We start from the raw sequence: 19,466 nt of genomic DNA, 5'->3' as shown, positions 1-19,466 counted from the left end.
GTGATGAATTCCTCCCTTTCTGATCATCAGCGACTCGCGTTGAAAATGGCCGCCCGGTGGTTCGCCACCTTATGTTCCGGCGACGTTACGCCGCAGCAAAATCAGAAATGGCAGGTCTGGCTGGCGCAGCATGAAGATCATCGCTGGGCGTGGGAGCGGGTGGAATCCTTACAGGGCCAGATGCACAGCATGCCCGGTAAATTCAGTTATCAGACGCTCAGTCATGCGCACCGGCAATCGGACATCACCCGACGCCGTGTGCTGAAAGGGCTGCTGGTCTTGCTCGGGCTGGGGGGGACCTGGAAAGCATGGCAGACGCCCGCCGGACAGGGGCTGCTGGCAGATACGCGCACGTCCACCGGCGAAATCAAAACGCTGCGTCTGGATGACGGTTCGCAGCTTTCACTCAATACCGCCAGTGCCGCCGATATCCGTTTTACGCCGCAGCAGCGGTTGATCCGCCTGCATCAGGGCGAAATCCGTATTACCACGGCGCGCGATCCGCAGCCTGTTGCACGACCTTTTCTGGTGCAAACGCAGCAGGGCATGTTGCGTGCGCTCGGCACGGACTTTATCGTCCGCCAGTATGATGATGCGACCCGTCTGACCGTGCTGAAACACGCAGTAGAAGTTACGCTGCCGGGGCATCCTGTACCATGTTTGCAGGTCAGCGAAGGCCACTCCGTGCGCTTTACCGGCACGGCATTTGGCGAGGTCACGGTGATCGAAAGTGGTGCGGGAAGCTGGAACAAAGGCGTGCTGAGCGTCAGCGACCGGCGACTGGCTGAAGTGGTGGACGAACTCGCCCGTTACCGTCACGGACACCTGAGCTGTGATCCGGCCGTCGCGGATCTGCGCATCAGCGGCACCTTCCCGCTGAACGACACCGACAGCGTGCTGAATATTCTCTCGCGTACATTACCCGTAAAAATTCAGACAATGACCCGCTATTGGGTGAACGTGGTGCCTGCGTAATGCCGGTTAAAAATTTCTCTGCAAATAAAAATGATAAATAATCGCATTCGCGATTATCCCTTTTGCATTCTCATCCGACTCCTGAGTAACACGCTCAAAAACACACAGTAAAAAACATAAAATCTGGAGACGGTATGTCCATTTCACGCTCACGCGTTGTTCGTTCTTTTGGCAAAACAACACCACTGGCGATCGCTGTTCACTGCGCGATCATTCCTGCTGCGCTGATGTCTGCGCTTCCCGCTGCGGCTGCGGTGCAGTCTGCGTCTTATCAGATTGCTGCGGGCAACCTCGATACCGCTCTGAATCAGTTTGCGGCCACGGCGGGTATCACACTGTCGGTGGATTCATCGCTGACACGCGGCAAGCACAGCAACGGGTTGCAGGGAAGTTACACCCTGGGCGATGGCCTGACGGCGCTGCTGGCAGACAGCGGACTGGAAGCCAGGTCACTGGGAAATAACGCTTTTACACTGACGGCTACCGCAGTACCGGTGCAGGCGGCGGAATCCCTGACCGTGCTCGGTGACTGGCTGGCGGATGCGCGTGAAAATGACGTTTTTGAGCATGGCGGGGCGCGTGATGTCATCCGACGTGAGGAGTTTGTGAAAACCGGCGCGACGACGGTGCGTGAAGTCATGAACCGTATTCCGGGCGTCAATGCACCGGAAAATAACGGCACCGGGAGTCACGATATGGCGATGAATTTCGGTATCCGTGGCCTCAACCCGCGTCTTGCCAGCCGTTCAACTGTGCTGATGGACGGTATTCCGGTGCCGTTCGCACCCTACGGCCAGCCGCAACTTTCCCTTGCGCCGGTATCACTCGGTAACATGGACGCGGTGGATGTGGTACGCGGCGGCGGTGCGGTGCGTTACGGGCCGCAAAGCGTCGGCGGCGTGGTGAACTTTGTCACCCGCGCCATACCGAAAGATTTTGGTATCGAAGCCGGAACGCAAGGCACTTACAGCCCGACTTCCAGCCAGAATCACCCGAAAGGCACCGGCAATCTGATGATTGGCGGCACGGCCAATAATGGCCTCGGCGGGGCATTGTTATATTCCGGCACCCGCGGCAGCGACTGGCGTGAACACAGCGCGACGAAAATCGACGATGTGATGCTGAAAACCCGTTACGCGCCAAATGAAATCCACACGTTTAACAGCCTGCTGCAATATTACGAAGGCCGCGCGGAAATGCCGGGCGGTTTGTCCCGCGCTGATTACAATGCCAACCGTTTTCAGTCCACGCGTCCGTACGATGAATTCTGGGGGCGTCGTCAGCTGGCGAGTTTTGGTTATCAGTATCAGCCGGATCAACAGCATAAATTCAACATTCAGAGCTTCTACACCTACACACTGCGTAGCGGCTATCTCGATCAGGGCAAGAATCTGACGCTTTCGCCGCGCCAGTATTGGGTACGGGGTATCGAACCGCGTTACAGCCAGAGCTTCAACCTGGGTCAGACCGCACATGAAGTGGGTGTCGGTTACCGCTACGTCAGCGAATCCACCCATGAACTGCGCTACTACAGCCCGGCCAAATCCGGCGTACTGCCGACCGGAAACAGCCCGTATGACCGTGATACCCAGTCCGGCACGCAGGCCAACGCGTTTTATATCGATGACCGTATCGACGTCGGCGACTGGACCATCACGCCGGGTATGCGCTACGAGCATATCCAGTCGTACCAGAATAACTATATCAAAGGCACGAAGCAGGAAATCAGCTACAACGCGCCGCTGCCTGCGCTGAATGTGGTGTATCACCTGAATGACGCCTGGAATATTTACGGCAACACCGAAGGTTCTTTCGGCACCGTGCAGTACAGCCAGATTGGCAAAGCGGTGGACAGCGGCAGCGTTGAGCCGGAAAAAGCCCGCACCTGGGAACTGGGTACGCGCTTTGATAACAACATTGTAAAAGCGGAAGTCGGTCTGTTCCTGATCAACTTTAACAATCAGTACGATTCCAGCCAGACCACCGACAGCGTAACCGCACGCGGTAAAACCCGTCATACCGGGCTGGAAAGCCAGATCCGTTACGACCTGTCCGATCTGTCGCCGAAACTGGAAAATGTCTCTGCCTACGCCAGTTACGCCTATGTCAACGCGGTGATCCGCGAAGAGGGCGATACGCACGGCAATCAGGTGCCGTTCTCGCCAAAAAACAAAGGCACGCTGGGGCTGGATTACACACCGGGTAACTGGTTCTTCAACGTCAACAGTGAATACCAGTCCGGCCAGTTTGCCGATAATGCTAATACCGTTAAAGAAAGTGCTGACGGTAGCACCGGCCGCATTCCCGGCTTTATGCTGTGGGGCGCACGTGCCGGTTATCAGTTCGGTGCAGACATGGCAAACCTGAATCTGGCCTTCGGTGTGAAAAACATCTTCGACCACGAATATTTCACCCGCGCCTATGACGATAACAACAAAGGCATCTACGCAGGGCAGCCGCGGACGTTGTATATGCAGGGCTCGCTGAAGTTCTGAGACCCCTCGTCTTTCATGTTGCCGCGTGGTTGGCTTCACGCGGTTGCAGCATGCAATCCACAGGGTTTCGGCAAGGTTTAATAACTGATAACGCACAGAGGTTTTATGTCTTTTTTCTCGCGCTTTACGCTTTTTACCGGCTTATGTTTTTCACTGGCTTGCGCGCAGGCCGTGACGGTAACGGATCAGCAGGGCAGTTTTACGATTGATACCACGCCAAAACATGTGGTGGTGCTGGAACTGTCCTTTGTGGATGCGCTGGCGCTGGTGGATGTCAGCCCGGTGGGCGTGGCAGACGATAACGATGCGGATCGTATTTTGCCGCAGGTGCGTCAGCGCATCAGTGCCTGGCAGTCGGTCGGCACGCGTTCGCAGCCGAGCCTTGAGGCGATTGCCGCGCTGAAACCGGATTTAATCATCGCTGACAGCAGCCGTCACAGCGGAATTTACACCGCACTGAAAGGCATAGCGCCGACGCTGTTGCTGAAATCCCGCAACGAAACCTACAGTGAGAATCTGGAATCGGCGGCGATCATCGGCAAGGTGCTGGGTAAAGATGTGCTGATGCAACAACGGCTGAATGAACATCACCAGCGGATGCAGGCGTTTGCCGCGCAGTTGCCAAAAGGCACGCAGGTGGTTTTCGGCACTTCGCGCGAGCAGCAGTTCAACCTGCATACGCGTGGTTCTTACACCGGCAGTGTGCTGACCTCACTCGGCCTGATTGTGCCGGAGCCGGTTAATCAGCAGGCGCTGGCCAATATCAGCTTCGAGCAGTTGCTGGCGATCAATCCTGACTGGCTGATCGTCGCGCACTACCGTCAGGAAAGCATCGTGCGCCGGTGGCAGCAGGATCCGCTGTGGCAAATGATGAAAGCCGCACAGCAAAAACAGGTGGCGTCTGTGGACAGTAACGTCTGGGCACGGATGCGCGGGGTATTTGCCGCCGAACAGATCGCCGGCGACACGGTGCGGATCCTGCATCATCAGGCGCTGAAAACCGCACCATGAAGGCAGTAAAACATGTATTTGCCGGGTGGCGCTGGACGCTGCCTTTGCTCATATTAGGCGTCAGCTTCTGGCTAACGCTTTTTTGCCGTTCAGCGGTGCCGGTGGGGGCTTTTGACGCTTTGCGCGCCTTACTGCCCGGACCGCCGGATTCTTTGGCGCAGGCGCTTGTACTGAATCTGCGCCTGCCGCGCAGCCTGGTGGCGATGCTGCTGGGTGCCAGCCTGGCGCTGGCGGGCAGTTTGCTGCAAACCCTCACCCGCAATCCGCTGGCATCGCCTTCACTGTTTGGTATCAACGCCGGAGCGTCGCTGGCGATGGTATGGGTCAGCGCCTTCAGCCCGCAACTTTTCTCCGGCTTCAGCATCGCGCTGGTGGCCGCGCTGGGCGGCGGTATCAGTTGGGGCGCGGTAATGCTGACGGGCGGCGGCTGGCAGCAGGCTGGTGATCGCAGCCGGTTGATCCTCGCTGGCGTGGCGGTTTCTGCGCTGTGCGCCGCACTGGCGAAAGCCACGCTGATCCTCTCCGAAGACCACGCCTACGGTATTCTGAGCTGGCTGGCCGGTGGCGTGGCGCATGCCCGCTGGCCGGAATTCTGGCACCTGTTTCCGTTCACCGCGATCATCGCGCCATGGGTGATGCTGCTTGCCGGTCGCCTGAACCTGTTACAGGTCAGCGATGACAGTGCGCAGACACTGGGCGTCAACCTGCCGCGTCTGCGCCTGACCATTAATCTGCTGGTGTTGCTGCTGGTCGGCGCCTGCGTCAGTGTCGCCGGACCGCTGGCGTTTATCGGTCTGCTGGTGCCGCATATTTCCCGTTACTGGATTGGCTATGATTTGCGCCGCATGTTGCCGCTCAGCATGATTTTCGGTGCCACACTGATGCTGCTGGCCGATTTACTGGCGCGTTTCCTGGCGTGGCCGGGCGAATTACCGGCGGGCGTGGTGCTGGCGCTGATCGGCGCACCGTTCTTTGTCTGGCTGGTGAGGACGCGCACATGACCCGGCAGGTCACTCTTTTCCTCACGCTCAGCGTGTTGTTGCTGCTGACTTTTGTGATTTCCCTGCGTTACGGAACCCACACGCTGACATTTGAGCAAATGCGTCTGGCAATGTCGCCCGCTGACAGCAATCATTTTGCGCTGTTTGAATACCGGCTGCCGCGCACCTTGCTGGCGATGCTGGTCGGGGCGGCGCTGGCGCTTTCCGGCGTGCTGGTGCAGGGGATTATCCGCAATCCGCTGGCCTCGCCGGACATTCTGGGGGTTAATCATGCTGCCGGATTAGTCTCAGCAGGGGCGCTGATGCTATTACCTGCGCTGCCGGTGTTATGGCTGCCGCCGCTGGCGTTTACCGGCGGTATCGCCGCTTTTGTGTTGCTGCGCCTGATGGCCGGGCGTTCCGCACCGTTACGTCTGGCGCTGACGGGGGTTGCACTGACTGCCTTTTACGCCAGCCTGACTGACTACCTGATGCTGTCACACCCGATGGAAATCAACAACGCCCTGATGTGGCTGACCGGCAGCCTGTGGGGGCGCGGCTGGAATTTTGTTGAGATAGTCGCGCCTTGGTTGCTGATCCTGCTGCCGCTGAGTTTGTGGTTTTGCCGTGACCTGGATGTGATGGCGCTCGGTGATGACAGCGCCTCGACGCTGGGTATTCGCGTATCCCGTGTGCAGCGGCTGGTGTTGTTGCTGGCCGTGGCGCTGGCGGCGGTAAGCGTTGCGGCCTGCGGACCGGTTGGTTTTATCGGTTTAGTGGCACCACACCTGACCCGCAAACTGGCCGGTGGCCGCCACCGTGCGCTGATCCCGGCGTCATTACTGGTCGGGGCGCTGATTCTGCTACTGGCAGATGTGCTGGCGCGAACGCTGAACCCGCCGCTGGAACTGCCTGCGGGCGTATTAACGGCGGTGATTGGTGCGCCGTATTTCTTCTGGTTATTAATGAGAACCCGCTGATTATGCAACTCAGTGCAGAAAATCTGACTGCCGGATACGGCAATAAAAATGTCCTTAATGGCCTGTCGCTGACGCTACCCGCCGGGAAAATTACCGCGCTGATCGGCCCGAACGGCTGCGGAAAATCCACGCTGCTGAAATGCTTTGCACGTTTGCTGACACCTGCCTGCGGCACGTTGCGTCTCGGCGATGAGGATTTATCTGCGCTTCATGGCCGCCGGCTCGCCCGCAAACTGGCGTTACTGACGCAGCAGCATATTGCGCCGGAAGGTATCAGCGTGCGTGAACTGGTGGGCTATGGCCGCAGCCCGTGGCTGAACCTGTGGGGCAGGCTGGGGCAGCAGGATAAGGCCATCGTCGAACGGGCGATGCAGGAAACCAATATCACAGCACTGGCAGATAAACGCGTCAGTGAGCTCTCCGGCGGACAGCGTCAGCGGGTGTTTCTGGCGATGGTACTGGCACAGGATACGCCGCTGGTGCTGCTCGACGAGCCGACCACTTACCTCGATATCAGTCATCAGGTGGAGCTGATGAGCCTGTTGCGCAGTCAGAATCAGCAGGGGAAAACGCTGGTGGCGGTGCTGCATGACCTGAATCAGGCCAGCCGTTATTGTGATTATCTGGTGATGATGGCCGAGGGGAATATCATCGCGCAGGGCACGCCGGAGGAGGTGATGACGCCTGCATTGCTGGCACAGGTGTTTGACATTGATGCGCAAATCTATCCGGAACCGGTAACCGGTAAGCCGATGTGTATCGTGAAATAGTTCCGGTTTTCATTGTCATTGTTTTCCTCTCAGACGGGGTTTATAAACTACACTTCTGACACCCCTACAGCGCCATTAAAAAGAGCGCAAAATAACGAGAGAAACAATGATTATTTCTGCATCAACGGACTACCGCGCTGCGGCAAAAAGTAAACTGCCGCCATTTCTGTTTCATTACATCGACGGTGGTGCTTACAACGAGCATACGCTCAGACGTAATACCGCCGATCTGGCCGATATCGCCCTGCGCCAGCGCATCCTCAAAAACATGTCTGATCTCAGCCTGGAGACCCAACTGTTTGGCGAAAAGCTGGCGATGCCCGTCGTGCTGGCACCGGTGGGTCTGACCGGCATGTACGCGCGACGCGGCGAAGTTCAGGCGGCCCGTGCGGCAGCGAAAAAAGGTATTCCTTTCACGTTGTCGACCGTCTCTGTCTGTCCGATTGAAGAGGTGGCACCGGCCATCGACCGTCCGATGTGGTTCCAGCTTTACGTACTCAAAGATCGTGGTTTCATGCGCAATGCGCTGGAACGTGCGCAGGCCGCGGGCGTCAAAACATTAGTGTTTACCGTGGATATGCCGACGCCCGGCGCACGTTATCGCGATGCGCATTCCGGTATGAGTGGCCCGAATGCCGTCGCACGCCGGATGTTTCAGGCAGTGATGCATCCGCAATGGGCATGGGATGTCGGCCTGAATGGCAAACCGCATGATCTTGGTAATGTTTCGGCCTATCGCGGTAAACCGACCACACTGGAGGATTACATCGGCTGGCTGGCGGCGAACTTCGACCCGTCGATTTCCTGGAAAGACCTGGAATGGATCCGTGAGTTCTGGAAAGGTCCGATGATTATTAAAGGCATTCTGGATCCGGAAGATGCCAAAGACGCCGTAAAATTTGGTGCCGATGGCATTGTGGTCTCCAACCACGGCGGCCGGCAGCTCGACGGGGTGCTGTCCACCGCTCACGCGCTGCCTGCTATTGCGGATGCGGTGAAAGGCGATATCACTATTCTCGCGGATTCCGGCATCCGTACCGGGCTGGATGTGGTGCGTATGATCGCCCTCGGTGCCGACAGTGTGCTGTTGGGCAGGGCATTTGTGTATGCACTGGCCGCAGCGGGCGAGGCGGGGGTGATTAATCTGCTGAATCTTATCGAAAAAGAAATGCGGGTCGCAATGATACTGACCGGTGCGAAATCCATTGCTGACATCAGCGGGGACTCCCTGGTCTACGGACGGAATCAGGTTCACCGCGCGAGCTTATAAAATGCAAAGGGCGTAACTTCCGTTCGAAGCCACGCCCTGCTTCACTGTCCCACGCAATAGCCGTTTCGTCCTGCATGCTTGGCGTCATACAGTGCGCCGTCGGCCCGTTGGAGTAATTCCAGCGAAGTCATGCCCGGCGACCATTGCATAATGCCCTGACTGACTGTCACCGTGTCTGCCACCTGCGATAAGGCGTGGGGGATGGCCGCCTGCGCCACACTTTGCCTGATGCGTTGTGCGACCACTTCTGCATCTGTTGCAGCGGCGCTGTGCAGCAGGATCACAAACTCCTCACCGCCATAACGGGCCACCAGATCGGCCGGTTGCCTGACCACCTGCCTGAAACACTTCGCAATGTCCACGAGGCAGTTGTCTCCGGCCTGGTGACCATAATGGTCGTTGTATTTTTTGAAATAATCCACGTCAATCATGATCAGGGAAAAAATACCGCCCTGACGTTCCGTTTGTGCAATCAGTTGTTGAAGTTGTTTATCGAGCTGGCGGCGGTTCGCTACACCTGTCAGCGGATCGTAATGTGCCAGGTTATCCAGCTTACTGACCAGCAACTGGTTGTCGCATTCCCGCCGCACGGAAAGCACAAACCAGCGGCTCAGCATAATACGCGCTGTCTCAAACAGGGCGCTGGCGACAATCATCGCGACGATTTCCAGAACCGGAATATCCGCTTTCAGCAGTATCAGATGAAAAAATAATGAAAACCACAGCGGCAATGTGAAGCTGTAAAGGATCGGCATGGTCGGGTACAACGCAATCAGCGCCGTAAAAATCAGCATGCAGAAAAGCGGGAAGACCAGTTGTTGCTGCGTATCACTGGTCAGCATGAAATGGAACACGACGGCCCAGTACAAACCGACCAGAAACGCCAGTACCATCGCGGGCGTACGTGAGCGTATGAAGCGCAATACGGGTAAAAGAAGGATGATAAAAACCAGAAAAATCAGTGCCAGCTTATCCAGCACCGGACCGGAAACCGCCACATCGGCGTGCGGATCCAGCAATACCCGGAACTGGTGCCGGCCAAACAGAAAAAGCACAAAGCTCAGATTAGCGAGCAGTAACCAGATGCCGCTGGTACGCAATGACGCTTTTTTATAGTGATCCAGCAGGGTGTGGAATGCGTGGTCCGGCTGGAGAACGGGAGGAGTTTGCATGTTTATCCTTAACATCTTATCTGCGTACAGTGTAGCTGAAGAAAACTTTTTACTCCTCACCCTGCGAAGGGGGAGGCGGAGAGGGGGTTTTAAGGACGAAGCGATGGCCAAAGCCGACATCAACTTCTTGATTTTTCTGTAATACCCCACTCAAACCCTCCCCTGTGCAGGGAAGGGAGTTGTCCGGTGCTCGTACACAGGCGAGCAGTTGTTCTGTTGTAATCGCCGCAACAGACGCTTCATTGATTTCCGGCGCACAGGCAAACTCCCTCAGCCACTGTTGCCTCGCCGCTTCCAGCCTGTCAGCTGGCCTCACGCTCAGCGATTCCCGCAGCGTGCAGCGCTTTTCTTCCAGTGTCTGTGGGGTGATGCCATCAATGACGGACGGGATCTCCGCGATAAAAGTATCGATAAACCCCAGCAGCGTTTCTGTGTCATACGACGGCGATTGTAATGCAAACAAAATCCCGGACTGACGCGCCGTCTGATGGAAACGGCAGCTCACCACATAGCCGATATTTTTCTCGACGCGCAATTGCCGGAAGAACTTTGGCTCAAGCAAATACGCCAAAATCTGCGTGGCGGCCAGACATTCAGCGGTGTTTTCCGCCAGCGGGCAGAATACCAGCACGGCGGCATCATCACCCGCAACCCGCAATTCATGTACTTCCCCGGATGATTCACTGACCACTTCCGGCAATGTTGCCAGCAGGGTGCGTATCGCGATGTCCGATCTCAGCTGACGCTGTTCCTGCTCAAACAGTCGCCTGCCTTGTGCCAGCGCGGCGGGAGAAGGCGCGCGCAGCAGTCTCAGTGCGGCCGCGAGCGTGCGCGCCGTCCATGCCTGACATCCGCTAAGCTGTAATAATCCGTTTCCCTGTTCGTAGCTGAATATCAGCGAATTCCCCTGATGGGCGGACAATGCACACAGTGCCCGCAGGCTGGCACGGGCGATGCAGGCCTGCAGTAAGGTCAGCGGAGCGCCGGTTGTCTGTATGCTTTCATCCGCTGTATGCGCTTCTTCTGCGTGAGGGAGGTAAAACATAAAGTGTGATTCAGTGACACTGTCACTTTTCGACTGCCAGGCAGAGAAACTGACCGGTAAAGTAAAACCCTGAACTGACGCGTTATGTCCGTGCACATCCCGGGCAATCCACAGCCGTGTCATATTTTCCGGCTTTAGTTCGCTGAGCAATTTCTGCCAGCCGTTTTGAGCCGCAGGCGGGAAATCCAGGGTGCGGGCGCGCAGTTGCTCCAGCGGTGTTAAACGGCTGAAGTCGCGACGGGCGAGGGCTACATAATGCTGCAAATGTCCGGTGCTTAAGTCGCGAACCTGTTGCAGCCAGTGGCAGAACAACGTTTCGACACCGGCACGCAAGGCCAGGGGGGTATCGCAGACGAAAAATTCAATGCTGAGGATGGCGTGCGTGGTATCCGTATAAGGTAGCGAAACCCGCACGCTGTCGGCCAGCGCCTGCGTTCGCAGTTGTTCCAGTAAACTGCCCGGCGCTTCATCGGTAAGCAACTGGCGCAGTAATGTCAGCGCCGGAGAAAGCGTCACCGGGAATGAAAAACGCAGGCGTGGCGAACTTTCCAGACGCAACTGAAGATAGCGTTCCCGGCTCAGCGCCGGTGGCTGAGTATGGGCCGGTGGGGAACCTTTACCGGCAGCAAAGGCATTGCCGTAACGCCCGGCCAGTGCAGCGAGTTCAGCGACCGATTGCGGGCCTTGCAGCCACAGCGTGAGCCGTCGTGCGGTGAAGAATTGCTGATGATAATGTATCAGCGCCTGTTGCAGAGCGGAAATATCCTCACCGAAAGCGGTACGGTGACCGACGTGAAAATCGCGCAGTTGTGCCGGTGCGGCAAAAGCCAGGCTCAGCGCCGCATCACAAAGGGAATCCGTATGAGCGGTCAGCATGCGATATTCGGCGTCGATCACGGCCACTTCCTGCTGTACGGCATCTGTGGTCAGCAAAGGCTGCACCAGCATGTCCGTCAGACGCGCCAGTCCTTCTTCAAACTTTGCCGGTGTCATATCAAAAAACCATGCCGTCGAGGTGGCATGCGTGGTGGCGTTGAGTCGTGCGCCCTGCGCCTGCGCCCACATCATCAGCCGGTCATCGCCCTGAAACTGATGGCTTCCGGCAAACACTACATGCTCAAACAGATGCGCCAGCCCGGGAAATTCCTCCGGTTCGTGATGACTTCCGGCATTGAGATGAATAAGCGCGGCGGCACGTGAAGCCTGCGGGTCATGGAGAATATTGACCCGCAATCCGTTGCTCAGTGTCAGGGTCTCTGCGGCTGGCAGCATCAGACCCTCAGCCTTTAAAAATCAACTGAGAGTTCGCGCGGTTGCGGAACTGCAACTGATTGATCTGAATGTTGGTGCAATTGGCCTGTTCTCGTGCGGCGAGGATTTTGCCGTGATGTTCAGATTTTGAACACACCGGATCGGCGTTGTCGGCATTGCCGGTGAGCATAAAGGCCTGACAGCGGCAGCCGCCGAAGTCTTTCTCTTTTTCTGAACACGAACGGCAGGGTTCCGGCATCCAGTCGAAGCCGCGGTATTTGTTAAAACCGAACGAGTCGTACCAGATTTCCTGCAAGGTATTATTCAGCACCGACGGGAATTCCACCGGCAACTGGCGCGCGCTGTGGCACGGCAGCGCCATGCCTTCCGGCGTCACACTGAGGAATATCGCTCCCCAGCCGCCCATGCAGCCTTTCGGACGTTCTTCATAATAATCGGGTGTCACAAACAGCAGGTTGGCCAGATTACCGGTGCCGGCCATTTTTTCGCGGTACTGGTGCACCACATTTTCGGCGCGGGCGATCTGGTCGCGGGTAGGCAGTAAACCTTCGCGGTTGAGCTGCGCCCAGCCATAAAACTGACAGGTCGCCAGCTCGACATCATCGGCTTCCAGTTCAATGCTCAGATCAATGATCTTGTCGATCTGATCGATGTTATGACGGTGCAACACGAAGTTCAGCACCATCGGATAACCGTGGGCTTTTACCGCTTTGGCCATGTCGAGTTTTTGCCGGAATGCTTTGGCGTTACCCGCCAGCGCGGCGTTCAGCGTCTCATCGCTGGCCTGAAAACTGATCTGGATATGATCCAGTCCGGCGTCGGCAAACGCATCGATTTTCTTTTCGCTCAGCCCGATGCCGGAGGTGATCAGGTTGGTATAAAAACCGAGATCCCGCGCGGCACGGATAAGTTCCGGCAAATCTTTACGCACCAGCGGTTCACCGCCGGAGAAACCGATTTGCACCGCGCCCATTTCCCGCGCTTCTTCGAACACTTTGATCCACTGCGCGGTGGTCAGCTCTTTTTCCTGTTTAGCAAAGTCGAGCGGATTCGAGCAATACGGGCATTGCAGCGGGCAGCGGTAGGTCAGTTCGGCCAGCAGCCACAGCGGCGGTTTGACCGCAGGGTTAAGCCGGTTCACGGAACGTAATCCACTTTTGTGCATGGGCTTGAGCGAAGAAGTCTTTGACGTCGTCATTCACGCCGCCGGCATCCGGGAAACGCGTATTCAGCTCATCAATGATATTGGCGATCGTCCGCTCGCCATCCACGAGTTGTAAAATGAAGGTCGCGCTGTCGTTGAGTTTCGCCATCCCTTCCGGATACAAAATCACATGGCAGTCCTGCGTTTTCTCAAACTGCATGCGGTAGCCGCGACGAAACATCGGCGTGTAGTGTTCGGTAATGGTGATCACAGGAGTCTTCCTTTATGCCAGACCGCCTGTTGCGTCACGCTGTGGTACGGCGGGCGGTTCAGTTCGTAGGCCATGCTCATGGAATCGAGCATGCTCCACAAAATATCGAGTTTGAATTGCAGAATTTCCAGCATGCGCTGTTGTTTTTCGACAGTATCGCAATACTCCAGCGCCAGTTGCAGGCCGTGTTCGACGTCGCGGTTAGCCTGGCTCAGGCGGCTGCGGAAATAACCGTAACCTTCTTCCTCAATCCATGTGTAATGCTGCGGCCAGGTGTCGAGGCGTGCCTGATGGATTTGCGGAGCGAACAGTTCCGTCAGCGAGCTGCACGCGGCTTCCTGCCAGACGGCGCGGCGGGCAAAATTGACGTAGGCATCGACCGCAAAACGCACCCCCGGTAACACCCTTTCTTCTGAAAGCAGCACATCGCGGTCTAACCCCACCGCTTCGCCCAGACGCAGCCAGGCTTCGATACCGCCTTCACTGCCGCCATGTCCGTCGTGATCGAGAATACGCTGTACCCATTTACGGCGGGTTTGCGCATCCGGACAGTTGGCCATGATCGCCGCGTCTTTCAGCGGAATGCTGGTCTGATAATAGAAACGGTTCGCCACCCAGCCCTGAATTTGCTCGCGGGTTGCCTGACCGTTATGCATCGCAATGTGGTACGGATGATGGATGTGATAAAACGCGCCTTTGGCACGCAGCGCCTGTTCAAATTCCTGCGGCGTCATCGGTGACGTCTGTGTTGTCGATATGCTCATGGTCGTTTTGCCCTACAGTTCGATGCGCATCCCGTCCCGGCTGACTTCGATGTTTTGTTGCGTCAGCGCCTGCCGCTCGGCAGAGGATTCATTGAGGATCGGGTTGGTATTATTAATATGGATGAGAATTTTGCGTTTTGCCGGAAGTGACGACAGCAGGGCGATCAGCCCCTGTTCTTCGGCAAGCGCCAGATGGCCCATGTCTTTGCCGGTATTTCGGCCTACGCCGGTGGTTGCCAGCTCGTTGTCCTGCCACAGTGTGCCGTCAATCAGCAGGCAATCCGCTTTGTTCAGCCATTTCAGCAGTTCATCGTCCGGCTCGCCCAGACCCGGTGCATACAGCAGCGAGGTGCCGGTATGGGAGTCTTCGATAAACAGCGCGATATTGTGACCGGGCAGCGGCTTACCGCGATATTTCGAATACGGTGGCGCATTGCTCAGCAGCGGAATGGCGGTGAATGTAAGGTTCGGGCACACGGCAACGGAGAAGCGGTTCTCCGGCTCGATAGCGTGGTGTTGCAGGCCACCATTCCAGTGAGAAAGCATGGTAAAGATCGGGAAACCGGTGGTCAGATCTTCGTGGACTTCCGGCGTACACCAGACCTGATGCGGGCAGCCTTCACGCAAATTCAGCAGGCCGGTGCAGTGATCAATCTGGCTATCGGTCAGGATGATTGACCCGATAGCGGTGCCGCGTAAAACGTCGTGTTTTATCAGTTCCGGCGTAGCGGCAATCTGGTGACAGATGTCCGGCGAGGCATTACACAGCACCCAGTCGGTGCCATTATCGCTGACGGCAATAGAAGACTGCGTGCGCGGGGACGTTTTCATGGTGCCATTGCGCACGCCCTGACAATTGCTGCAATTGCAGTTCCACTGAGGGAAACCGCCGCCAGCTGCGGAACCAAGTACGATAATCTGCATATGAAAACCAGGGGAAAGGGAAGGAAGATGCCCACAGTTAACCGTGGGCATAAAGGCTTAGCGGTTAGAAATGTACAGTGTCACTTCTAAGCCTAAACGCAGGTCTTCGAATGAAGGTTTAGTCCACATAATAATGTCCTCTTGGTGATTACAGTGTTAAGTTCACTGCTGCTTTAATTGCGGCAGGTGATCGGCTTATTGTCAAATATTGATGGTTTGGCTATAAAAATGTTGCGATGAACGCAAACCGATATTGCCCTGTAAGCCACAGGGATTAACGCAAAACCCCGGATGAAAAACTATTCACCCCAGGTCTGTTTTAATAATTTCAGCCAGTTGCGGTACGCGATTTTTTCGATCAATTCGTTGCCGTATCCCGCATCAGACATCGCCTGAAGCAGCAAAGGCATTCCGGCAACATCACCGAGAGCATCCGGCACATTGATACCGTCGAAATCCGAACCAAAACCGACATTTTCTTCCCCCAGTTTATCAAGAAGGTTATCAAGATGTTTAACAATTTCGGTTACCGGGGTATCGCCGTTACGTTTTCCATCGGCCCGCAGAAAAGCAGTGCCGAAATTAACACCAACGAAGCCATCGCTTTCTGCAATTGCGGCCAGTTGTTTATCGGTCAGATTACGCGGTTGCGGACACAGCGCGTGCACATTTGAGTGGGTCGCGACCAGCGGGGCATCGCTGAATGTCGCCGTCTGCCAGAAGGCTTTTTCATTCATATGCGAGACATCAAACAGAATTTTTTTCCGGTTACACTCACGCAATAATCCAAGCCCGGCGGGCGTCAGGCCATCTCCTGTGTCAGGCGAACCGGGGAAATCACCCTTTACACCGGTACCAAACTGGTTGGGTAAATTCCACAACGGGCCGATGCTGCGCAGCCCTTTTTCATACCAGCGCTCCAGCCGCGAGAAATCATCCCCGAGTGCTTCCGCCCCTTCGATATGCATCACCATCGCCAGCACATTCTGCGCAATACACGCTTCAATTTCACCGACCGTCCGGCAGATTTTTGCCCGCCCGGCGGACTGTGTTTCAAGGCGTTCCAGCAGCGAAATCTGCGCTTGCGTAATGGTGTAAGCATCATAGGTTTCTGCAGGGGAATTGGGCTTCAGTTGTGGCATATACGAAGCAGGTGGTACAAAAACAGCGAATAATCCGCCTGCAAAGCCACCCAGACGACAGCGCCTGAGATCGAGATGACCCTCAAAGGAGCCATCAAGAAACAAAGCAGCAGGATCTGCTGCGTCATGCAGCCACAGGCGAAGTAACAGGTCGTTATGACCGTCAAAGACAGGAGTATTGGGGATGGTGTTCATGATGTTAATGGTACTTTATAAAGTCATGTTGAAACATGGAGAATTATGTAAGTTTTGGTTTTTTTGCACGGATCGGTGCAAAGGGGGCGATTTTAAAATCAATTTCCAGGTCAAGGTCAAGACCGTGGGCGTCGGCCCACACCGACTTGGGGGGCGGCCTATCGCCGCCACCCCCCAAGACCCCCGGGCTCTTTTACTGCGCGCTGTCGCAGGCACGACGGACATGTTCTGGTGCAATATTGAGTGGCGCAAATCCAGGTGCTTCGCACTGCCTTCTCTCGGTGTTACTCGGCCTGCGGCCTCGCCCTTCGGGCCGTCACTTCGTGACGTTGTCTCGCAGAGCTCGACCCGAGCCACAGGTCTCGAAGCCGCTCCGTTCAGCTGAATTTTGAGCACGCCAATCAACCTTTTTAAAAGATAAAAAACAGTATGCCGTTGAATTTAAGATCGTGGGGGCGATTCAGAAAGCTTGCTGAACGGAGCGGCCTGAAGACCTCAGGCTTCAGGACCGAGAGAAGGTACCGCGCAGCGGCAAGATTTCCAGCCTGTCGCGGAGATACCTGAAACATAGCCAGCGAGCGGAGCGCGTATTGAAAAAGCGAGGGGAGTTCAGAGGGGAAAAGCCTTTCCCCTCTGGTCGGTTTCGGCGCAGCGCGTCATGTGACCGCAGCACTTGAGAAACCGAAATATTCCCGATCCAGCCATCACGGCGAGTGAGAAACCGAAATATACCCGTTCTGCCCTCACTGCAAGTGATAAGCCGCAATTGCTGCGGCCTCAGCAAATCAGAAACTATAGCTCGCCGTCACCGACACATTTCTCGGTTCCCCGTACACCACATACTGATTCACGCTGGTGTCATATTCTTTGTCAAACAGGTTATTCACGTTAGCCTGCACTGCCAGCTGTTTGGTGACCTGATAACGGCTGAACAGATTAACCAGCGCGTAGCTGCCTTGTTCCGCATAGCGCGTACCGTTGCCGCTTGGCCCCGGAACCGTATCCCAGACATGTGTCTGCCAGTTCACACCACCGCCGACGGTCAGATCCTGCAACATCGGCAGACGATAGCTGGAGAATAATTTCAGCTGGGTGCGCGGCAACTGAGGATTAACTGCATCGCTGTTTTCATCTTCTGCAATATAACGGGTGCCGCCGAACGTCATCTGCCAGTTATCAGTCAGGGCGCCGTTCACTTCAAATTCTACGCCGCGACTGACAGTGCCATTTTTACCTTCGTAAGCCGTATCGGTTGAGCCCGGGATTGTACGGCCGGTACTTTGCGCGACGTTGTCCAGCTCTGCACGGAACACGGAAACAGAGGCCGTCAGGCGGCTGTTGAACCAGTCGGCTTTCACCCCCGCTTCGTAATTCTTACCAATGACCGGTGACAGGTAGCCGCCGTTAATATCACGGTAAGTCTGTGGCTGGAATACTGACGTATAGCTGGCATATGTGGACCACGTATCGTTGATGTCAAACACCAGACCCGCGTACGGTGTGATGTTGTTCTTCTCGATCTGGTCGGTCAGGGTATGAGAATTCCAGTTAGTGTAACGCGCCCCAACGATCAGGTGCAGCGGGTCGGCCAGCGAGAGGCGCGTAGCCACGTAAGCTGATTTCTGACGAATAACATTTTCTTCTGCCAGAGCACGCGGGGCCCAGTCGGTTTCGGGGAACTGTCCGTTGAAATCGTTAAAATTGCCCAGTTCTTCGGTGGTGATATTGGCAAATGAACTGTAATAAGTGTTCTGCTGTTTACTGTAGCTCACACCGGTCATCAGTTCATGCTGACGGCCAAACAGTTCATACGGGCCGCTGGCGAAGGCATCCACACCATCGACTTTCCGTTTACCGGTGTTATAGCCGGTTCCTGCGACCACCGGATAACCGGCATAGGCGGATTCACCTACCCCGGTTGTTTTATCGAATGTCCCGTCGATATACATCATTTTGCTGTCGATATGGGATTCAGTACGGGTGCCGTTCAGCGTGGTCTGCCAGCCATTATCGAATGACTGTTTCAGGGTGGTGAACAGCTTGGTGGTTTCTTTATTGCTGTAAGCCCAGTCCGGCGCTGAGTTAAACCCGCGACGATAATCGGTTTTGCTGCCGTCCAGATACCAGCGTGGCATGCCGCCCCAGGTCGGGCTGTCGGTGTTGGTTTGCTGGAATTCGTAGCCTGCGGAAAGCAGTGTGGAATCAGTCAGGTCAGCATCAACGGTGGCATAGACGAATTTTTTTGTTGCGCCATAGCGTTCAACGTAGCTGTTTTTGTCCTGATAACCGGTGATCAGACGGCCACGTATACTGCCGGATTCGTTCAGCGGAGTGGCTAAATCCGCCACGTAACGCTGTTTATTCCAGCTGCCGTAAGTAGCCGAAACATTACCGGTGAATTCTTTGCTGTCGGCGTGTTTACGCACCTGGTTGACGGAGGCCGACGGGTTGCCCGGGCCAGTCATCAGGCCGGTTGCACCACGCACCACTTCGATACGGTCGTAAATTGCCGTGTCTGACTGTGAATCGCCCAGGTCCCAGCGCGGATCGAAAGTGGTCGGAATGTTATCGACCATGTAGTTGTCGATCAGAAAGCCACGGGCGTAATAAGTACGACGGTCAAGATCCGAAACGCTTTCCTGAATGCCGGTGGTATTTCTCAGCACGTCACCCAAAGACTGTAACTGCTGATCTTCCATGCGCTGCTTGCTGATGATGCTGACGGACTGGGGAATATCGCGCGCTGTCAGAGACATTTTTGTGCCTGCGGTGGTGACCGGGACACTGTAATCGGTGGCGGCGGTATCAGCGGTGCTGTCGGCGTTACTCTGCCCGGTGACCACCACAGTATCGTCACCCGTTTTCTTAACGGTGGTGTCTGCGGCATACGCAGAATGCAATGACGACGAAATTAACAATGTGATCACTGAAAGTGAACGTTTCTTTCCGGAATTATTATCAATGTTTTTCTTATTGTTCCTGACAGCGCAATTCCCTGAAAAAACAGGCATAACTATTCTCCACACGGTTATTTTATTATTTTTAAGCCACGGCAT

General features: G+C 55.8%; 16 protein-coding genes and 1 other RNA gene. 7 read left to right on the top strand and 10 right to left on the bottom strand.

Going from position 1 to position 19,466, the window contains the following annotated elements; translation table 11 throughout:
• Window positions 1–3: 3 nt before the first annotated feature.
• The 7 genes from fecR to lldD all read left to right on the top strand — a co-directional run bounded on the left by fecR (window position 4) and on the right by lldD (window position 8,481).
• Window positions 4–975, top strand: a complete 972-nt coding sequence (gene fecR / locus J1781_RS15635; RefSeq protein ID WP_217233870.1) for a ferric citrate uptake sigma factor regulator FecR — start codon at window positions 4–6, stop codon at window positions 973–975.
• Window positions 976–1,109: 134 nt separating this feature from the next.
• Window positions 1,110–3,470 carry a TonB-dependent Fe(3+) dicitrate receptor FecA gene (gene fecA / locus J1781_RS15630; RefSeq protein WP_217233854.1) on the top strand — a complete coding sequence of 787 codons (2,361 nt, stop codon included), beginning with the start codon at window positions 1,110–1,112 and terminating at the stop codon, window positions 3,468–3,470.
• Window positions 3,471–3,575: 105 nt separating this feature from the next.
• Complete coding sequence (locus tag J1781_RS15625; RefSeq protein WP_217233853.1) at window positions 3,576–4,481, top strand: Fe(3+) dicitrate ABC transporter substrate-binding protein FecB; 906 nt, start codon at window positions 3,576–3,578, stop codon at window positions 4,479–4,481.
• Window positions 4,478–5,482 carry an iron-dicitrate ABC transporter permease FecC gene (gene fecC, locus J1781_RS15620; RefSeq protein ID WP_217219561.1) on the top strand — a complete coding sequence of 335 codons (1,005 nt, stop codon included), beginning with the start codon at window positions 4,478–4,480 and terminating at the stop codon, window positions 5,480–5,482. Before J1781_RS15625 ends, fecC begins: the two co-directional genes overlap by 4 nt.
• A complete protein-coding gene (gene fecD / locus J1781_RS15615; protein WP_217219562.1) occupies window positions 5,479–6,441 on the top strand; it encodes a Fe(3+) dicitrate ABC transporter permease subunit FecD in 963 nt (320 codons plus the stop codon). The genes fecC and fecD overlap by 4 nt, the downstream gene beginning before the upstream one ends.
• Window positions 6,442–6,443: 2 nt before the next feature.
• Window positions 6,444–7,211, top strand: a complete 768-nt coding sequence (gene fecE, locus J1781_RS15610) for a Fe(3+) dicitrate ABC transporter ATP-binding protein FecE (protein ID WP_217233852.1) — start codon at window positions 6,444–6,446, stop codon at window positions 7,209–7,211.
• Between the two features lie 106 nt (window positions 7,212–7,317).
• Window positions 7,318–8,481, top strand: a complete 1,164-nt coding sequence (gene lldD, locus J1781_RS15605; RefSeq protein WP_129953685.1) for an FMN-dependent L-lactate dehydrogenase LldD — start codon at window positions 7,318–7,320, stop codon at window positions 8,479–8,481.
• Between the two features lie 41 nt (window positions 8,482–8,522).
• On the opposite strand, the gene J1781_RS15600 is transcribed toward lldD, so the two are convergent.
• From J1781_RS15600 to fhuE, 10 genes are all read right to left on the bottom strand, one after another.
• Entirely contained in the window at window positions 8,523–9,653 is a 1,131-nt protein-coding gene (locus J1781_RS15600; RefSeq protein ID WP_217233851.1) for a sensor domain-containing diguanylate cyclase, read from the bottom strand.
• 49 nt (window positions 9,654–9,702) lie between these two features.
• Window positions 9,703–11,970 carry a pyrroloquinoline quinone biosynthesis protein PqqF gene (gene pqqF, locus J1781_RS15595; protein WP_217233850.1) on the bottom strand — a complete coding sequence of 756 codons (2,268 nt, stop codon included), beginning with the start codon at window positions 11,968–11,970 and terminating at the stop codon, window positions 9,703–9,705.
• 7 nt (window positions 11,971–11,977) lie between these two features.
• Entirely contained in the window at window positions 11,978–13,135 is a 1,158-nt protein-coding gene (gene pqqE, locus J1781_RS15590; protein WP_217233869.1) for a pyrroloquinoline quinone biosynthesis protein PqqE, read from the bottom strand.
• The gene (gene pqqD, locus J1781_RS15585; RefSeq protein ID WP_235174637.1) at window positions 13,098–13,355 is read right to left on the bottom strand and encodes a pyrroloquinoline quinone biosynthesis peptide chaperone PqqD; all 258 of its coding nucleotides are present in this window, start codon (window positions 13,353–13,355) and stop codon (window positions 13,098–13,100) included. Before pqqD ends, pqqE begins: the two co-directional genes overlap by 38 nt.
• A 26-nt stretch (window positions 13,356–13,381) precedes the next feature.
• The gene (gene pqqC, locus J1781_RS15580; RefSeq protein ID WP_129953681.1) at window positions 13,382–14,149 is read right to left on the bottom strand and encodes a pyrroloquinoline-quinone synthase PqqC; all 768 of its coding nucleotides are present in this window, start codon (window positions 14,147–14,149) and stop codon (window positions 13,382–13,384) included.
• Between the two features lie 12 nt (window positions 14,150–14,161).
• A complete protein-coding gene (gene pqqB / locus J1781_RS15575) occupies window positions 14,162–15,073 on the bottom strand; it encodes a pyrroloquinoline quinone biosynthesis protein PqqB (RefSeq protein ID WP_129953680.1) in 912 nt (303 codons plus the stop codon).
• A 57-nt stretch (window positions 15,074–15,130) separates the two neighbouring features.
• Entirely contained in the window at window positions 15,131–15,202 is a 72-nt protein-coding gene (gene pqqA / locus J1781_RS15570; RefSeq protein ID WP_013578120.1) for a pyrroloquinoline quinone precursor peptide PqqA, read from the bottom strand.
• Window positions 15,203–15,372: 170 nt separating this feature from the next.
• Complete coding sequence (locus J1781_RS15565; RefSeq protein WP_217233849.1) at window positions 15,373–16,410, bottom strand: dipeptidase; 1,038 nt, start codon at window positions 16,408–16,410, stop codon at window positions 15,373–15,375.
• Window positions 16,411–16,695: 285 nt separating this feature from the next.
• Window positions 16,696–16,778, bottom strand: a non-coding RNA gene (locus tag J1781_RS15560) — RtT sRNA.
• A 417-nt stretch (window positions 16,779–17,195) separates the two neighbouring features.
• Entirely contained in the window at window positions 17,196–19,421 is a 2,226-nt protein-coding gene (gene fhuE, locus J1781_RS15555) for a ferric-rhodotorulic acid/ferric-coprogen receptor FhuE (RefSeq protein WP_217233848.1), read from the bottom strand.
• Window positions 19,422–19,466: the final 45 nt, after the last annotated feature.

This window comes from Rahnella perminowiae, assembly GCF_019049695.1.
Classification (GTDB): domain Bacteria; phylum Pseudomonadota; class Gammaproteobacteria; order Enterobacterales; family Enterobacteriaceae; genus Rahnella; species Rahnella perminowiae.
Note: the sequence above shows the minus strand (reverse complement) of the source record. Positions and strands in the feature narration are given on the sequence as shown.